The organism is Micromonospora sp. NBC_01699, assembly GCF_036250065.1.
Lineage (GTDB): Bacteria > Actinomycetota > Actinomycetes > Mycobacteriales > Micromonosporaceae > Micromonospora_G.
The window spans coordinates 8045867-8061417 of record NZ_CP109199.1; the positions used below are offsets into that span (position 1 = coordinate 8045867).

The following is a 15551-nucleotide window of genomic DNA, read 5'->3' on the forward strand; positions in this document are numbered from 1 at the left end:
GCCGTCCATGCACCGGACCGAGCCGGAAACCCCGGAAACGCCGTCACCCCGGAAACGCCGCCACCCCGGCAGGCATAACCCATCCACACCTGGGAAGGCAGGGCCGATCGTGGATCGGGGGCGAAATGGCGTACACCGCGCCAACCATCTCGAACCTGCTCGGTGGGGTCTCCCGAGGCGCCCACGAACTGGTCAACCGGGCCGGTGCCCTGGCCGAACAGGGCGCGCGCGCCGCCGGGCTGACCCAGCGCGGCGTACGGTCCCGACCCGGCCGGCACCACATCGAGGTACGCGGCGTGACCCAGCCCGGCAGCGAACCGCTGGCCCACCGGGTCGAGGAAACCCTCGAACGGATCCCCGGAGTGCGCTGGGCGAGGGTGAACGCACCCACCGGCCGGGTGGTGGTGGCGGTCGGCGAACCGACCCCCCGGCTGCGGGACCTGATCGCGGCGATCGCCGCGGTGGAACGTACCGATGGCTGTGAGCACCACCCCGACGACCGGCCACCGCACCCGCCGGAGGAAGGCCCGCGGACCCGGCGCGCCGTTTCCACCCTGGCCGCGGACGCCTTCGGCCTGGGACTGACCGTGGCCACCCGGATCCTGCCCTTCACCCCGCTGCCGGGTGAGGTCGCCGGCCTGCTGAAGGCGATCGACATGCAGCCCAGGCTGCACGCGCTGGTCGGCCGGGGACTGCGCGGCGACCACCGGGCGGACTCGTTCCTGCCGCTGGCCGAGGCGGTGGCCCTCGGTCTGACCGGCGGCTGGGCGGGCATCCTGCTCGACGGCGCCCAGCGGGTGCTCCAGTGGCAGGAGGCACGCGCCCAGCTCACCGCCTGGCAGGAGGTCGAACCAAAACTCGCCGGCACCCCCGAGCTGGCCTCGGCGGGCCCGTTGCTCGACGGCCGCCCCCGCCCGAAGCCGGACGGCCCGCTGGAACGGTACGTCGTCCGTACGCTCTCCGCCGGAGCCCTCGCCGGGGCGACCGCACTGCCGTTCGCCGGCCCCAAGCGGGCCGCCGCCCTGGCCATGTCCAGCCTGTCCATGGCCCCGTTCGACGGCCGTGAGGGGTATGCCGCCCAACTCGGCCGCGCGCTCGCCGCCCGGGGCGTGATCGCCATGGACCGCTCGGTGCTGCGCGAACTGGACCGGGTCGACACCCTGGTGCTGGACGAGTCGGTGCTGCACTCGAACCGGGGCACACTGACCGACCTGGTGCCGCTCTCCGGCGACCAGGAGGAGGTCGCCGGCCAGGCATTCGTCCTGTTCGACCCGGCCTGCCCGGCCGAACTGCGCCAGGCCGACGGCTGGCGACTCGGCCCGTTCGCCGAACTGGGCCTGTCCGCGCCGACCGGGCACCCGGAGGCGAGCCGACTGTTCGACTCGGGTGGCAGCGTGCTCGGGCTGGCCCGGGGCGACGAGCTGACCGCCGTGGTCAAGTACGAGCCGGAGCCGGCGCCCGGGGTGGACGCGCTGCCGTCGGCCACCCGCCGGGTCGGCGTACGGCTGGTCGTGGCGAGCACCGACGCCAACGCGTACGACTTCGCCGACGCAGTGCTGCCGGGCGGCTCCGAACTGACCGCGTCGATCCGCAGGTTGCAGGCCGAAGGGGCGATGGTCATGCTCGTCTCCGGCGACCGGCGGGCACTCGGCGCCGCCGACTGCGGACTGGGCATCTGGCACCCGGGGGAGCCGCCGCCCTGGGGCGCGCACCTGCTGGTCGGAGCGGACCTGGAGATCCCCGCTCTGATCGTCGAGGCGGTCGGCGTGGCCAAGAAGCTGACCCGGCAGAACATTGCCCTGGCGGCGGCCGGCAGCGGCCTGGGCGCCCTCACCGCCTTCACCGCACCGGTGAACCTGCTGCCCCGCCGGACGATGAACGCGGTCAACGTGACCGGTGCGATGGCACTGGCCAACGGCGTCTGGCGGGCCAAGCGGCTCCCCGCGCACAGCACCGTCCCGCCGACCGGGGTCGCCACACCGTGGCACCTGATGCCGGTGCCGACCGTGCTGACCCGCCTGGACACCAGCGTGGACGGGCTGAGCACGGTCGAGGCGCAGCGGCGCGGCCACGACACCGGCGCCGCCGACCAGCCCGGTGTGAACCTCGGTCGGGCCTTCGTCGACGAACTCGCCAACCCGCTCACCCCGGTCCTGGCCGCCGGGGCCAGCCTCTCGGCGGCGGTCGGCTCGGTCGTCGACGCCGCGCTGGTCGGCAGCGTGGTCGGGCTCTCCGCGCTGATCGGCGCCATCCACCAGATCAACACCGAGAAGTCGCTGGCCGAGCTGCTGTCCCGGTCGGCGGTCACCGCCCTGGTCCGGCGCGACGGCGAGGAACGGGTGCTCGCCGCGACCGACCTGGTCCCCGGCGACATCGTCCTGGTAGGGCCGGGCGACGCGATCCCGGCCGACTGCCGGGTGCTGGAGGCCGCCGGGTTGGAGGCGGACGAATCGTCGCTGACCGGCGAGTCGCTGCCGGTGGCGAAGAACAGCCCGTCGGTGGTCGCCGCCGCAGTCGCCGACCGACACTCGATGCTGTACGAGGGCACCACGGTCGCCGCCGGCCGGGGCGTGGCGGTGGTGGTCGCCACCGGCTCCGACACCGAGGTCGGGCGTGGCATGGCGCTGGCCCGTCAGGCGCCGCCGAGCAGCGGTGTCGAGGCGCGGTTGAGCAAGCTCACCAAGGCCACCATCCCGGTCGCCACGGGTGCCGCGATGGCGGTCGCCGGGGCGGGACTGTTCCGCGGCGTACCGCTGGCCGAGACGGCGGCGACCGCCGCGAACCTCGCCGTGGCGTCGGTGCCGGAGGGGCTGCCGTTCCTGGTCAGCGCGGCCCAACTGGCCGCCGCCCGGCGGCTGGCCGAGCACGGTGCGCTGGTCCGCAACCCGCGCACGATCGAGGCGCTCGGCCGGGTCGACGTGCTCTGCTTCGACAAGACCGGCACCCTGACCGAGGGCCACCTGCGGCTCGCCGGGGTCGGCGACAGCGAGGGGTACGCCGAGGTCGACGCGCTCGACCGTACGCTGAGCCGGGTCCTTGCCGCGGCCCTGCGAGCCACCCCGGAGGCGGATCACGCCGATCAGCTCAGCGGGCAGACCGACCGGGCGGTGCTGGTTGGCGCGCAGGGGGCCGAGGTCGAGCCGACCACCGGCTGCCGCAGTTGGCGCTTCGCGTCCGCGCTGCCGTTCGAGCCGTCCCGGGGTTACCACGCCACCGTCGGCAGCCGGCACGAGACGTACCTGCTCAGCGTCAAGGGCGCACCGGAGACGATCCTGCCCCGGTGCGGGCGGAAGCGGACCCGCGACGGTGAGGTGTCGCTGGACGACGCCGGCCGGGAGGCGCTCCAGCAGATGATGAACCAGCACGCGGGCGCCGGACAGCGGGTGCTGGCGGTCGCCGAACGGGTGCTCGACCACGACTCGGTCACCGACACCGACGTCGCGGACCTGACCTTCGTCGGCTGTCTGACCCTGGCCGACGGGGTACGGGCCAGCGCCGCACCGGCGGTCGCCCGGATCCGGCAGGCCGGCGTGCACACCATCATGATCACCGGCGACCATCCGGGTACCGCCGCCGCGATCGCCTCGATCATCAGCACTGACGACGCCGAGCAGCGGGTCGCCACCGGCACCGAACTCGACCGGCTGGACGACGCGGCCCTCGCCGAGCGGCTGGCCCGTACGGACGTCGTGGCCCGGTGCACCCCGGCCCACAAGGTACGGATCATCCAGGCGTTGCAGCAGGCCGGACGGGTGGTCGCGATGACCGGGGACGGAGCCAACGACGCCCCCGCGATCCGACTCGCCGACGTCGGCATCGCGCTCGGGCAACGCGGCACCCCCGCCGCGCGGGCCGCCGCCGACCTGGTGGTCACCGACGACCGGCTCGAAACGATCATCGCGACCCTGGTCGAGGGCCGGGCCATGTGGTCGTCGGTACGCCACGCGCTGAGCATCCTGGTCGGCGGCAACCTCGGCGAGATCGCGTTCAGCGTGCTGACCGCCGCCGCCACCGGCCGCTCCGCCCTCAACGGTCGCCAACTGCTGCTGGTCAACCTGCTCACCGACCTGGCCCCGGCGATGGCGATCGCGATCCGGGCACCCAACCCGGACGCCACCGACGGCCTGCTGCTCGAAGGACCGGACAGCTCGCTCGGCGGAAGCCTGAACCGGGAGATCGCGTTGCGGGCCGCGACCACCACCCTCGGCGCCACCGCCGGCTGGACCGTGGCCCGGTACACCGGGCGGCAGCGGCGCGCGGGCACGATCGCGCTCGCCTCGCTGGTCGGCACCCAACTCGGCCAGACCGTGGTCGACGGCGGCGCGAGCCCGGCCGTACTCGTCTCGACGGCGGGTTCGTTGGCGGTGCTGGCCGGCGTGATCCAGACTCCCGGTGTGAGCCAGTTCTTCGGCTGCACCCCGCTCGGCCCGCTCGGCTGGGGCATCGCCGCCGGCAGCGCGCTCGGCGCCACCTTCGCCAGCACCACCCTGAGCCGGATCTTCACCCGGGCGGCCGAGGACCACGAGTCACCCGCCGAGAACGCCGGGGCCGGCGGTGCCGAAGCGCCGGCCATTGCCGAACCGGACGGCAGCGGTGCGACGACGGACGGTGCCAGGTCCCCCGGTGACGACCGCGGGACGGTGCCTACATCCCCCGGTGACGACCGCCGAGGGACGTAGGCACCACAGGCGGGCGTTCAGCCGTCGAGAGACCGCCAGAAGTCGTACCGGTGCGCCCGAGCGAAGTCGACGGGCCGGATGGCACCGGGGGCCAGGGACTGCACCCGCCGGTCGGAGAACTCGGACCAGTACGGCGCGCCCCCGCCGTTCGGGTCACCGCTGTACGCGAACCGCGTCCAGTAGCCGATCATCTGCTCCGCCAACCGGGCTTGCGAGTCGGTGAGCGGCTCCGCGTAGTCGACCCCGAACAGGTACGGCAGCTGCGAGGTGTGGAAAGCACCCAGCAGGAAACTGGGCTCCTTCGAACCGACGAAGAAGGGGGCGCGATCGTCGGCGAACTCGTAGGCGTACGTGGGGGTGTGCCGGGCCAGGGCCTTCGCCGTGTCGAGGGCCGGCCGGGACCAGATCGAGTCGGTCAACACGGCACCCAGCGCGAGGCTGGGCGAACCGTACGACCCGCTCGGGTAGCGCGCTCGTACCGTCGCCGCGTCGGCGGCGAACAGCTCGTCCAACTGATCGTGGTACTGGTCCACCGTGAGCGGGCACTCGTTCGGCCGACCGGGAATCGACGGCACGCCGGGTGCGCAGTTCTCGCCGGACACCTCCATGCCCCACACCCGCAGCCGCTCCTCGTCACGGTTGCCGCCCTGGATCACCGGCACCCGGTTGAAGTGTCCGGTCGCCAGGGCGCGGGCCGGGTCGACGGGGAGCACCGGACCACCGAGCACCGGACCGAACTCGATCGGGTCGCTCTTGTCCAGCAACTCGGTCACGGACGTACCGCGCAGGCAGACCGCGGCGGTGTCCGGATCGGAGCAGCCGAGGTCCTGGGCCACCGCGAGCCCCTCCCGCTCGGCGGTCTGCCGTGGCCGGGCCGACGACGGCGTCGACGGCGACCAGCCCGCGGTGCAGGGACCGCTCTGCATGATCGCCCGGTGCATGAGCCCGGCGGAGGCCGGGGCGGCAAGGTGGGCGCAGATGCTGAAGCTGCCGGCCGACTCGCCGAACAGCGTGACATTGCCCGGGTCGCCCCCGAAGGCGGTCGCGTTGCGACGTACCCAACGCAACGCCGCCTGCTGGTCCTCCAGGCCGAAGTTGCCCGAGGCGGCCCTACCGGCGTCGAGGGCCGGATGGGCCAGGAATCCCAGCATGCCCAGCCGGTAGTTGATCGACACGACGATCACATCACCGCGTACCGCCAGGGAACGGGCACCGTAGATGTCGCCGGCACCGTACTTCAGGCTGCCGCCGTGCAGCCAGACCATCACCGGTAGCGGCTTGACGGCCGGCCGCAGCGGCACGGTCACGTTGACGAAGAGGCAGTCCTCGCCGGTGCTCGGCCGCCCCATCGGGATCCCGGCCGGCTGGGCGCAGGCGGCGCCGGGCACCGTCGCGTCGCGTACCGCCGTCCAGCTCGCGGGCGGACGCGGCGACGTCCAGCGCAGGTCGCCCTGCGGCGGCGCCGCGTACGGGATCCCCAGGAAGGACCGGTGGTCCCGGGCGACGATGCCGCGAACCGGACCGCTGTCGGTACGGACCACCGCCGGATCCGGCCGGGCGTACGACGGTTGCGCCGACGCCGTGCCGCCGACGGTGAGTACGGTCGCGACGACGACCAGGCCGACGGCGGCTCGCCGCAGCACACTGATTCTGCTCGTGGCTTCTCTGCTCATGGCTTCGAGACAACCCGATCCGGGTGCCGGACACAGGGGTGCCACGACCCGAACCGAGGTGGTGCCAACACCACTGATCTCGGGGCCGGAACCATCCACACTGGATGGACGACGGCAGCGTCAGTGGCCTCGGGCCAGCCACTCCTCCAGGTGCGGCGCCTCGGCGCCGATCGTCGTACGGTCGCCGTGACCGGTGTGCACCACGGTCTCCGGCGGCAGCCCCGACAGCCGGTCCCGGATCGAGGCGACGATGGTGCCGAAGTCGCTGAACGACCGCCCGGTTGCCCCCGGACCACCGGCGAAGAGGGTGTCACCGGTGAACACCGCACCGAGCCGGGGTACGTGGAAGCAGCAGGCGCCCGGACTGTGCCCCGGCGTGTGCAGCACGGTGATCACCACCCCGGCCACCTCGATCGTCTGCCCGTCGGCCAGCTCCCCGTCGGGTACGACGTCCGGGTGCACCAGGTCCCAGAGCACCCGGTCGGCGGGGTGCAGCAGCACCGGCGCACCGGTCGCCTCGGCCAACTCCGGCGCCACCCGTACGTGGTCGTCGTGGGCGTGGCTGGCCAGGATCGCCCGTACCCGTCGATTGCCGACCGTACGTCTGATCGCCGCCACGTCGTGCGGCGCGTCGATCACCACGCACTCGTGCTCGTCGCCGATCACCCAGACGTTGTTGTCCACGTCGAAGGTCTGGCCGTCGAGGGAGAAGGTGCCAGAGGTGACCGCGTGGTCGATCCGGGCCGCCATCAGAAGACCACCACCGAGCGGAGTACGTCGCCGTGGTGCATCCGGGCGAACGCCTCCTCCACCCGGTCGAGGGTGATCTCCTCGGTGACGAAGCTGTCCAGGTCCAGCCGGCCCTGGAGGTACAGCTCGGTGAGCAGCGGGAAATCGCGGCTGGGCAGGCAGTCGCCGTACCAGCTCGACTTCAGCGCGCCGCCACGGCCGAACACGTCCAGCAGCGGCAGCTCGGGGACCTTCATCTCCGGTGTCGGCACCCCGACCAGGACCACCGTGCCGGCCAGGTCGCGGGCGTAGAACGCCTGCTGCCAGGTTTCCGGGCGGCCGACCGCGTCGACCACCACGTCCGCGCCGAAGCCGCCGGTCAGGGCCTTGATCGCCTCGACCGGGTCGGTTTCGCGGGCGTTGACGGTGTGGGTGGCGCCGAACCCCTTCGCCCACTCCAGCTTCCGGGGGTCGGTGTCGACCGCGATGATCGTGGTGGCGCCGGCCAGTACCGCGCCGGCCACCGCGCCGTCGCCGACCCCACCGCAGCCGATCACCGCGACGGAGTCGCCGCGGGTCACTCCGCCGGTGTTCATCGCCGCGCCGAGGCCGGCCATCACGCCGCAGCCGAGCAGGCCGACGGCGGCCGGGCGGGCCGCCGGGTTGACCTTCGTGCACTGTCCGGCGTGAACCAGGGTCTTCTCCACGAACGCGCCGATGCCCAGGGCGGGCGACAGTTCGGTGCCGTCGGTGAGGGTCATTCTCTGCTTGGCGTTGTGGGTGTTGAAGCAGTACCAGGGCTTGCCCTTGGCGCAGGCCCGGCAGTCGCCGCAGACCGCACGCCAGTTCAGTACGACGAAGTCGCCCGGCGCCACGTCGGTGACGCCCGCGCCGACCTGTTCCACGATCCCGGCCGCCTCGTGGCCGAGCAGGAACGGGTAGTCGTCGTTGATACCGCCCTCGCGGTAGTGCAGGTCGGTGTGGCACACCCCGCAGCTCTGCACCCGCACCACGGCCTCACCCGGTCCGGGGTCGGGCACCACGATCGTGGCGACCTCCACCGGTGCGCCCTTGGCCCTGGAGATGACCCCGCGTACTTGCTGACCCACTGGTCGCCCTCGCTTCCGCCACGCTCGATCCCGGACGTGACCTCGACGTGTCACACCGCCGTGATCTCGACGTATCACACCATGTGGCCGGATCGAGGGCCAGAGTTGCGGCGACTGGCAGGGGCGGTCCCGGCGCGCTCGCTGACCGTTGAGACAGCACCATCGTGGGATATAACCCGCAAAACAGCCCATACCCGATGATCGGCTCCCTATCATCCTCGGCGAGGGACAACAGTCCCCGAACTGGACTTTCTCGCGGGGGGAATGGGTCAGTGGCCACACACTCGGTGGAACCGGATCAACGCAGGACGTCTGTGACTTCACGCTGGCGTCGACTGACCGGCTGGCAGAAGGCTTCGATCGTCCTGACCGCCCTGCTCGCGACCCTCTGCGCAGGAGTGGGAGTTGTGGGGTACGGGCTGCTGCACCGCTACGAGGACCGCGTACAGCGGGAGGATCTGCTCGGCGACGCCGCGCGGACGGGCACCCGGGCGAACTGGGACTCCGGGGCGCTCAACCTGCTGCTGCTCGGTTCGGATTCGCGCCTCGGCGAGCCCGACCAGGAGGAATATCCCGGCCAGCGTTCCGACGCGGTGATGATCGTGCACCTCAACGCGGAACGCGACCAGGCCACGGTGATCTCGGTACCGAGGGACAGCTACGTCAACATCCCGGCGTACGGCGAACACTGGAGCGGCGGGATGAACAAGCTGAACGCGGCCTTCGCGTTCGGCGGCGCGCCGCTGGCCGCGGCGACTATCACCGAGCTGACCGGACTACCGCTGCACGGCGCGGTGGTGGTGAACTTCGCCGCCGTACGAAAACTGGTGGACGCCGTCGGCGGGGTCTCGATCTGCGTGCCGTACCAGGTTGTCTCGACCGACACCGGGCGGACCTGGCCGGCCGGCTGCCACCAGCTCGACGGTACGGCCGCCGACGACTTCGTCCGCCAGCGGCACGACGTCCCTGGTGGCGACTTCGGCCGGATTCACCACCAGCAACTGGTGCTCAGCGCGCTGATGGAGAAGGTCGGTACGGAAAGCCTGCTGAGCAACCCGCTGCTGCTGGACCGGCTGTTGACCACGGCGGCCGAGAGTCTGGTGGTGGACCGGGATCTCGACCTGCGCAAGCTCGCGCTCGGCGTACGGAAGATCGATCCGGCGAACGTGCGGTACCTGACCGTGCCGTACGCGAATGCGGACCTGGAGACGCCGGCCGGGGTGGCGGTCGAACTCGACCCGGTCGGGGCGCAGGCCCTCTTCGACGCCGTCGGCGCGGACCGGGTGCCGCAGTGGCTGGCCGAGAATCCCCGGCCGCCGGGCACCTGATCGGGGCGCGGTGACCGCCCCGAGGCTCGCCACACGAGTTTCCGTCACCGAAAGTCTCCACTTGCCATGACGGAAAGCTTCGGTCATGCTTTCCATCATGGCAAGTGACGCACAAACCGATCCGAACCCGTACCCCAGCGCGGCGGAAGCCGCGGCGGCGCTGCGGCGGGTGCGGGAGACCCAGTCCGCACTGGGCCGCCGGATGGCACCGAGCTGGTACTTCTCGACCCTCGCGGCACTGCTGGGTGCGATCACCCTGAGCCAGCTGCTTCCCACGCCCGCCACCATCCTGGTCACCCTCACGCTGGTGGCCGCCATGGCGGCGATGGCGCGGGCCTTCCTCGACCGGGCCGGGGTCGTGCCACTCACCGGCACGGTCACCGTACGGGGGATCGTCCTGTCCGCGACGCCGCTGGTGCTCGTGATGCTGGCCGCCGTCTGGCTGGACGACTCCGGCCACCACTGGGCCTGGATCGTCGCCGCCGCCGTCAACGCCGGCGCGGTGCTGAGCCTGGGCTGGTGGCACCGTCGCCGGTTGCGGGCCGACGCATGACGGCACAGACAACCGAACCGGGCGGCTTCAACCTGGTCATCCACGCGCCGAACCGGCTGCTGATCTGCGCGCTGCTCGACAGCGTCGCCGAAATCGAGTTCGGCACGGTGCAGGAACGGCTGAAGGTCAGCGCCTCCGTGCTGAGCAAGCACGTGACGGTGCTGACCGAGTCCGGCTATGTCACGCAACGCAAGGCGGTACGGGAGACCCGGCCCCGCGTCTGGCTGCGGTTCACCCCGGAGGGGCGAGCTGCCTACCGCGAGCACGTGGCCGCACTACAGGCGATCGTCGGCACCCCGGCCGAGCCGGTCGACGCCTGATGATCGCCGGGTCGAGGTCGTCGACCGGTGGAGGTCCGCAACGGCCACCCCGGTCACCTCCGGCGGGACTTCACCACAGGTGGCCGATCACCCCGGACTCGACCACGATAACCGCACCCAGGACCATGAAGACCCCCGGCACGATCCAGTGGCCGTACCGCCGCACGACCGCGATCACCCTCCGGTGCGACCCGAGCCCGGCGCCGGCCAGACACCACACCGCGGTCAGGACGGCGAACACCGCCACGGTGACCAGGGCGTCCGTCAATCCGACCGTGCGGAACAGCGGGGTGTAGACGGAGATGTTGTCGGCGCCGTTGGCGATGGTGATCCCGGCCACCGCCACCAGGCCGGTGGCCACCGTCGCTTCCGGCGCCTCGTCCTCGCCGCGAGCCCGGATCGCGGCGATCAGGCCACGCACGCCCAGGGCGAAGGGCAGCAGCCCGAGCAGGCCCACCCACTCGTCCGGCACGATCGTCAACCCCAGCGCCGCGACCGCGGAGACAGCCACCAGTACGGCGATGCCCGCGTACTGTCCTACCCAGACCTGCCACACCCTCGGTGCCCGGTTGGCCCGCGCGGAGAGAAACAGCACCGTCAGCACGACGAGATCATCGACATTCGTGCCCGCGAACACGCCAGCCGCCGTCAGTAACGTGTTCACGAGATCTCCCACGGCCGACAGCGTACGAGCCGGCCGTAAACGCCAGCCTCTCGCCGGCAGGCCCGACCGGTCAGTCCTCTGCCAGGTACCCGGTGGCGGGGTCGACCTGCCCGATGAAGTTCCGGATGGCCTCTTCCATTTCGGGCAGGCTCATCGGCGGGCTGGCGGATCTTGAGATTCCGAAGCCGTAGTCGTGCGGCCCGTTGAGCCAGTCGAAGTCGTACGCGCCCGGCTCCCCGGCACGTTCACCGACGCGGAAGTCCTGCCCGTCGACGGTGAGCATGATCGGATCACCTCGGTACCTGATCCGCATGTGCTCGGGTGCGAGGCCCGGCTCCGGCTCGTCGGACATCTCGCTCCTCTCCGGCACGGGAGGGATGAAGAGTGGAGCCAAGGGGACTCGAACCCCTAACCCCTGCCTTGCAAAGGCAGTGCTCTGCCAGTTGAGCTATGGCCCCTGGGGTGGCCGGTCGGCCACCGGGTCAGGGCAATCCCGATCGAACGACTAGCGCAGATCGGGTGCGGTGGTGGCCTCGTGCCACAGGGCCCGCTCGTCGTTGGATTCCTTGACCCTCTTGACGATCAGGGCTGCCACACCGACAACACCGGCAACGATCAGAAGCTTCTTGAACATGACAGTCCCTCACGGTCGACTGCTGTCGGACGGTCTTAAAAGTGGGGCTAGCTGGAATCGAACCAGCGACCTCAGAGTTATCAGCTCTGCGCTCTAACCGACTGAGCTATAGCCCCGTGCGACGAGCAAGGTTACCGTACCTACGGGCCATGTCCCAACTCGGGGGCTGACCCCCAGACTGACCTGCGACAACGATTGTTGCCGGTAGCCCTGCGGTCGTCGCAGACGCTACCGAAAACGAAACGCCGGGGCCACCGCAATAGCTGCGGCGCCCCGGCGTCGGCACGTTGTCAGTCGCGCTCGGCGAGGGTCAACTCGATCCCGCCGACCAGGTCGGCGCAGACGTTGTAGACGAAGGCACCGAGCGTGGCGAGCGCGGTGAAGAGCACCACGTTCACCAGTCCGATCAGCGCCGAGCTGAGGATCACGCCCTTGGCGGTGATCTTCAGGGCGTTGTCGCTCTGCCCACCACCGGCGTTGATCAGGTCGGTCAGGCTGCTGTTGACGCTCTCGAACACGCCCATCGCGTCCAGCGCCAGGTAGAGCACCGAGGTTGCCACGATCACGACGACGAAGAGCACCAGCGACACCGCGAACGAGAACTTCATGACCGACCACGGGTCGATCCGCTTGAGATTCAGCCGGGCCCGTCGCGGCCCCCGCGAGGCGGCGGAGCCGACCGCACTGCGCGCCGACCGTACGGCCTCGCTGACTCGGGCCGCTCCGACCGCGGCGGCGCCGCCGAACGTACGGCTCGGGCCGCCGCCCGGATTGGGCCGGGCCGATCCGGTCGCCCGTCCGTCGTCGGGACCGCTCGGCCCGCCCGTGGGCGTGCCCGGCGCCGGCTGACCCAGCACTGACATGCCCGGCATGGTCTGCCCCGCAGCGGTCTGTCCCGGGGTCGGACCGCCGGGGCGGTCCGGCATCGACGGCCTGCTCTGCGCGCCCGGCCGGTTCTGGGCGCTCGGCCGCTCGGCCGGCGGCGGGCCACCGGCTGACGCCGTCGCGTCCGCTGTCGGTCCGGAAGCGTGCGGCGAGGGCGAGCCGCCCTCGCCGCCGGATGGCTCGGCCGGACGGCTGCCCGACTCCCCGCCGGGCTGGTCCGGCGGGGGTGGCATGCCGGGGGCCCGGGTGAACTTCGGCGACGGTGCGTCGGCGGGGACTACCGCCCGGCCGACGGCCGCGCGGCCGGTCGCTGGTGCGCCGCCTGCGGCGGCCTCCTCATCGACCGGGTTGGCCGAGGTCCCCGCGCTCCCCGACTTCGCCTGTGTCTCCGTCATCAACTAGTCCTGTTCGTCAGGCTCGTCGGCATTGCGAGCAATGGCCACGATCGTCACACCATCCGGGAGGTCCATGAGCTTGACCCCCATTGTGTTCCGATCGCGTGTACGGCGTACAGGCTTCACCGGAGTCCGGATGACGCCGCCGTTACTGGTGATCGCGAACAACTCGTCGTCCGGACTGATCACCACTGCGCCGACCAGTCCACCACGTCGCTCGGTGATCTTCGCGGTCAGCACACCCTTTCCTCCCCGGCCCTGGACCGGATATTCCTCGATCGGCGTACGTTTTGCGTACCCGCCGTTCGTTGCCACCAGGACGTCCATCCCGTCGACGACCACTTCCATGGCCAACAGGACGTCGTCGTCGGTGAAGCGCATCCCGATCACGCCCGAGGTGGCTCGGCCCATCGGCCGCAGTGCCTCGTCGGTGGCGTTGAACCGGATCGCCTGTGCCTTTTTGGACACCAGCAGGAGATCGTCCTCGGGTCCGGCAAGTGCCGCGCCGACCAGCTCGTCCTCGTCGCGCAGGTTGATCGCGATGATGCCGCCGGATCGGTTGGAGTCGAACTCCTCCAGCTTGGTCTTCTTGACCAGGCCCTTCTGCGTCGCCAGCACCAGGTAGGGCGCGACCTGGTAGTCCGGGATCTGGATGACCTGGGCGATCTGCTCGTCCGGCTGGAAGGCGAGCAGGTTGGCCACGTGCTGACCCTTTGCCGTACGGCTCGCCTCCGGCAGCTCGTACGCCTTGGCCCGGTAGACCCGACCCTTGTTGGTGAAGAAGAGCATCCAGTTGTGCGTCGAGCACACGAAGAAGTGGCTGACGATGTCGTCCTGGCGCAGGGTCGCGCCACTGACACCCTTGCCGCCACGGCGCTGCGACCGGTACAGGTCGACCTTGGTGCGCTTGGCGTAGCCGGTACGGGTGATGGTGACCACCACGTCCTCGCGGGCGATCAGGTCCTCCATCGAGACCTCGCCGTCGAACGGCAGGATCTTGGTCCGCCGCTCGTCGCCCCACTTCGCCACGATCTCGCCGAGCTCCTCGGAAACGATCTTCCGCTGCCGCTCCGGCTTGGCCAGGATGTCCTTGTAGTCGGCGATCTCGATCTCGATCTTCGCCAACTCGTCGATGATCTTCTGACGCTCCAGCGCGGCGAGCCGGCGGAGCTGCATGTCGAGGATCGCGGTCGCCTGGATCTCGTCGATCGTCAACAGCGCGACCAGACCCTGCCGGGCCTCCTCGACCGTGGGCGAGCGCCGGATCAGGGCGATCACGTCGTCGAGCGCGTCCAGTGCCTTCACCAGACCGCGCAGGATGTGCGCCCGCTCCTCGGCCTTGCGCAGCCGGTACGCGGTCCGCCGGCGGATCACCTCGATCTGGTGCTCCACGTAGTAGCGGATGAACTGGGCCAGGTTGAGCGTGCGCGGCACGCCGTCGACCAGCGCCAGCATGTTGGCGCCGAAGGTCTCCTGGAGCTGGGTGTGCTTGTAGAGGTTGTTCAGCACCACCTTGGCGACCGCGTCGCGCTTGAGCACCAGCACGATCCGCATGCCGGTACGCCCGGAGGACTCGTCCCGGATGTCGGCGATGCCGGCGAGCTTGCCCTCCTTGACCAGCTCGGCGATCCGCTCGGCCAGGTTGTCCGGGTTGACCTGGTAGGGCAGCTCGGTGACGACCAGACAGGCCCGCCCCTTCTTGTCCTCCTCCACGTCGACCACGGCGCGCATCCGGATCGAGCCCCGCCCGGTCCGGTACGCGTCCTGGATCGGCTGGTGCCCGACGATCAGCCCGTAGGTGGGGAAGTCCGGCCCCTTGACGATCTCGATCAGCGCGTCGAGCGTGGTCGCCTCGTCGACGTCCGGGTTCTCCAGGCACCACTGCACGGCGGCGCCGATTTCCCGCAGGTTGTGCGGCGGGATCTTGGTGGCCATTCCGACCGCGATGCCCTCGGAGCCGTTGAGCAGCAGGTTCGGGATCCGGGACGGCAGGATCGTCGGTTCCTTGGCCCGGCCGTCGTAGTTGTCCTGGAGGTCGACGGTGTCCTCGTCGATGTCCCGGAGCATCTCCATCGCCAGCGGGTCGAGCTTGCACTCGGTGTACCGCATGGCGGCGGCGGGGTCGTTGCCCGGCGAGCCGAAGTTGCCGTTGCCGTCGACCAGCGGGTAGCGCAGCGACCAGGGCTGGGCCATCCGGACCAGCGCGTCGTAGATGGAGGAGTCGCCGTGCGGGTGGAACTGACCCATCACGTCGCCGACGACCCGGGAGCACTTCACGTACCCGCGGTCGGGGCGGTAGCCGGAGTCGAACATCGCGTAGAGGATCTTGCGGTGTACGGGCTTGAGTCCGTCCCGTACGTCCGGCAGGGCACGACCGACGATCACGCTCATCGCGTAGTCGAGGTAGGACCGCTGCATCTCCACTTCGAGCCCCACCGGCTCGATGCGGTCGTGCTGGACCACCGCCCCGCCGGCGGCAGCCGGGACGTCCGGCTCGCTATCGAAGGACTCGGGAGTATCCGTCACTGTCAACCCTTATCAGACTAATTAGCCGCTTTACCTGTGGATAACGGCTGTGGAAA

General features: G+C 70.9%; 12 protein-coding genes and 2 tRNA genes. 4 read left to right on the forward strand and 10 right to left on the reverse strand.

Features of this window, described 5'->3' with window-relative positions:
- Positions 1 to 125 precede the first annotated feature (125 nt).
- Positions 126 to 4679, forward strand: coding sequence for a cation-translocating P-type ATPase (locus OG792_RS33470; RefSeq protein ID WP_329105746.1), 4554 nt, complete (start codon positions 126 to 128; stop codon positions 4677 to 4679).
- 17 nt (positions 4680 to 4696) lie between these two features.
- Here OG792_RS33470 and OG792_RS33475 read toward each other — a convergent pair whose 3' ends face one another.
- The 3 genes from OG792_RS33475 to OG792_RS33485 form a co-directional block, all read right to left on the reverse strand.
- Positions 4697 to 6352 carry a carboxylesterase/lipase family protein gene (locus tag OG792_RS33475; RefSeq protein WP_329105748.1) on the reverse strand — a complete coding sequence of 552 codons (1656 nt, stop codon included), beginning with the start codon at positions 6350 to 6352 and terminating at the stop codon, positions 4697 to 4699.
- Positions 6353 to 6472: 120 nt separating this feature from the next.
- Entirely contained in the window at positions 6473 to 7102 is a 630-nt protein-coding gene (locus OG792_RS33480) for an MBL fold metallo-hydrolase (protein ID WP_329105750.1), read from the reverse strand.
- A complete protein-coding gene (locus OG792_RS33485; RefSeq protein WP_329105752.1) occupies positions 7102 to 8190 on the reverse strand; it encodes an S-(hydroxymethyl)mycothiol dehydrogenase in 1089 nt (362 codons plus the stop codon). Before OG792_RS33485 ends, OG792_RS33480 begins: the two co-directional genes overlap by 1 nt.
- A gap of 314 nt (positions 8191 to 8504) precedes the next feature.
- Between OG792_RS33485 and OG792_RS33490 the strand changes: the two genes are divergently transcribed.
- From OG792_RS33490 to OG792_RS33500, 3 genes are all read left to right on the forward strand, one after another.
- A complete protein-coding gene (locus tag OG792_RS33490) occupies positions 8505 to 9518 on the forward strand; it encodes an LCP family protein (RefSeq protein ID WP_329105754.1) in 1014 nt (337 codons plus the stop codon).
- A gap of 97 nt (positions 9519 to 9615) precedes the next feature.
- Positions 9616 to 10071 carry a hypothetical protein gene (locus OG792_RS33495; RefSeq protein WP_329105756.1) on the forward strand — a complete coding sequence of 152 codons (456 nt, stop codon included), beginning with the start codon at positions 9616 to 9618 and terminating at the stop codon, positions 10069 to 10071.
- The gene (locus tag OG792_RS33500) at positions 10068 to 10391 is read left to right on the forward strand and encodes a transcriptional regulator (RefSeq protein ID WP_329105758.1); all 324 of its coding nucleotides are present in this window, start codon (positions 10068 to 10070) and stop codon (positions 10389 to 10391) included. The genes OG792_RS33495 and OG792_RS33500 overlap by 4 nt, the downstream gene beginning before the upstream one ends.
- A 70-nt stretch (positions 10392 to 10461) precedes the next feature.
- On the opposite strand, the gene OG792_RS33505 is transcribed toward OG792_RS33500, so the two are convergent.
- The 7 genes from OG792_RS33505 to gyrA form a co-directional block, all read right to left on the reverse strand.
- The gene (locus tag OG792_RS33505) at positions 10462 to 11055 is read right to left on the reverse strand and encodes a cadmium resistance transporter (RefSeq protein WP_329105760.1); all 594 of its coding nucleotides are present in this window, start codon (positions 11053 to 11055) and stop codon (positions 10462 to 10464) included.
- Between the two features lie 70 nt (positions 11056 to 11125).
- Positions 11126 to 11407, reverse strand: a complete 282-nt coding sequence (locus OG792_RS33510) for a hypothetical protein (RefSeq protein WP_329105762.1) — start codon at positions 11405 to 11407, stop codon at positions 11126 to 11128.
- 33 nt (positions 11408 to 11440) lie between these two features.
- Positions 11441 to 11513 (reverse strand) — tRNA-Ala (locus tag OG792_RS33515).
- Between the two features lie 47 nt (positions 11514 to 11560).
- On the reverse strand, positions 11561 to 11689 hold the full coding sequence (locus OG792_RS33520; RefSeq protein ID WP_329105764.1) for a DLW-39 family protein: 129 nt from the start codon (positions 11687 to 11689) through the stop codon (positions 11561 to 11563).
- A 42-nt stretch (positions 11690 to 11731) separates the two neighbouring features.
- A tRNA-Ile gene (locus OG792_RS33525) sits at positions 11732 to 11805 on the reverse strand.
- A 174-nt stretch (positions 11806 to 11979) separates the two neighbouring features.
- Positions 11980 to 12969, reverse strand: a complete 990-nt coding sequence (locus tag OG792_RS33530; RefSeq protein ID WP_329105766.1) for a DUF3566 domain-containing protein — start codon at positions 12967 to 12969, stop codon at positions 11980 to 11982.
- A 3-nt stretch (positions 12970 to 12972) separates the two neighbouring features.
- The gene (gene gyrA / locus OG792_RS33535; protein WP_329105768.1) at positions 12973 to 15495 is read right to left on the reverse strand and encodes a DNA gyrase subunit A; all 2523 of its coding nucleotides are present in this window, start codon (positions 15493 to 15495) and stop codon (positions 12973 to 12975) included.
- Between the last annotated feature and the right edge of the window lie 56 nt (positions 15496 to 15551).

Bases quoted from the DNA above. Each gene is read 5' to 3' on its own strand.
- OG792_RS33520 (WP_329105764.1), bottom strand. From the start codon at position 11,689: ATGTTCAAGAAGCTTCTGATCGTTGCCGGTGTTGTCGGTGTGGCAGCC.
- OG792_RS33510 (WP_329105762.1), bottom strand. From the start codon at position 11,407: ATGTCCGACGAGCCGGAGCCGGGCCTCGCACCCGAGCACATGCGGATC.
- OG792_RS33475 (WP_329105748.1), bottom strand. From the start codon at position 6,352: ATGAGCAGAGAAGCCACGAGCAGAATCAGTGTGCTGCGGCGAGCCGCC.
- OG792_RS33500 (WP_329105758.1), top strand. From the start codon at position 10,068: ATGACGGCACAGACAACCGAACCGGGCGGCTTCAACCTGGTCATCCAC.
- OG792_RS33495 (WP_329105756.1), top strand. From the start codon at position 9,616: ATGGCAAGTGACGCACAAACCGATCCGAACCCGTACCCCAGCGCGGCG.
- OG792_RS33480 (WP_329105750.1), bottom strand. From the start codon at position 7,102: ATGGCGGCCCGGATCGACCACGCGGTCACCTCTGGCACCTTCTCCCTC.
- OG792_RS33470 (WP_329105746.1), top strand. From the start codon at position 126: ATGGCGTACACCGCGCCAACCATCTCGAACCTGCTCGGTGGGGTCTCC.
- OG792_RS33530 (WP_329105766.1), bottom strand. From the start codon at position 12,969: ATGACGGAGACACAGGCGAAGTCGGGGAGCGCGGGGACCTCGGCCAAC.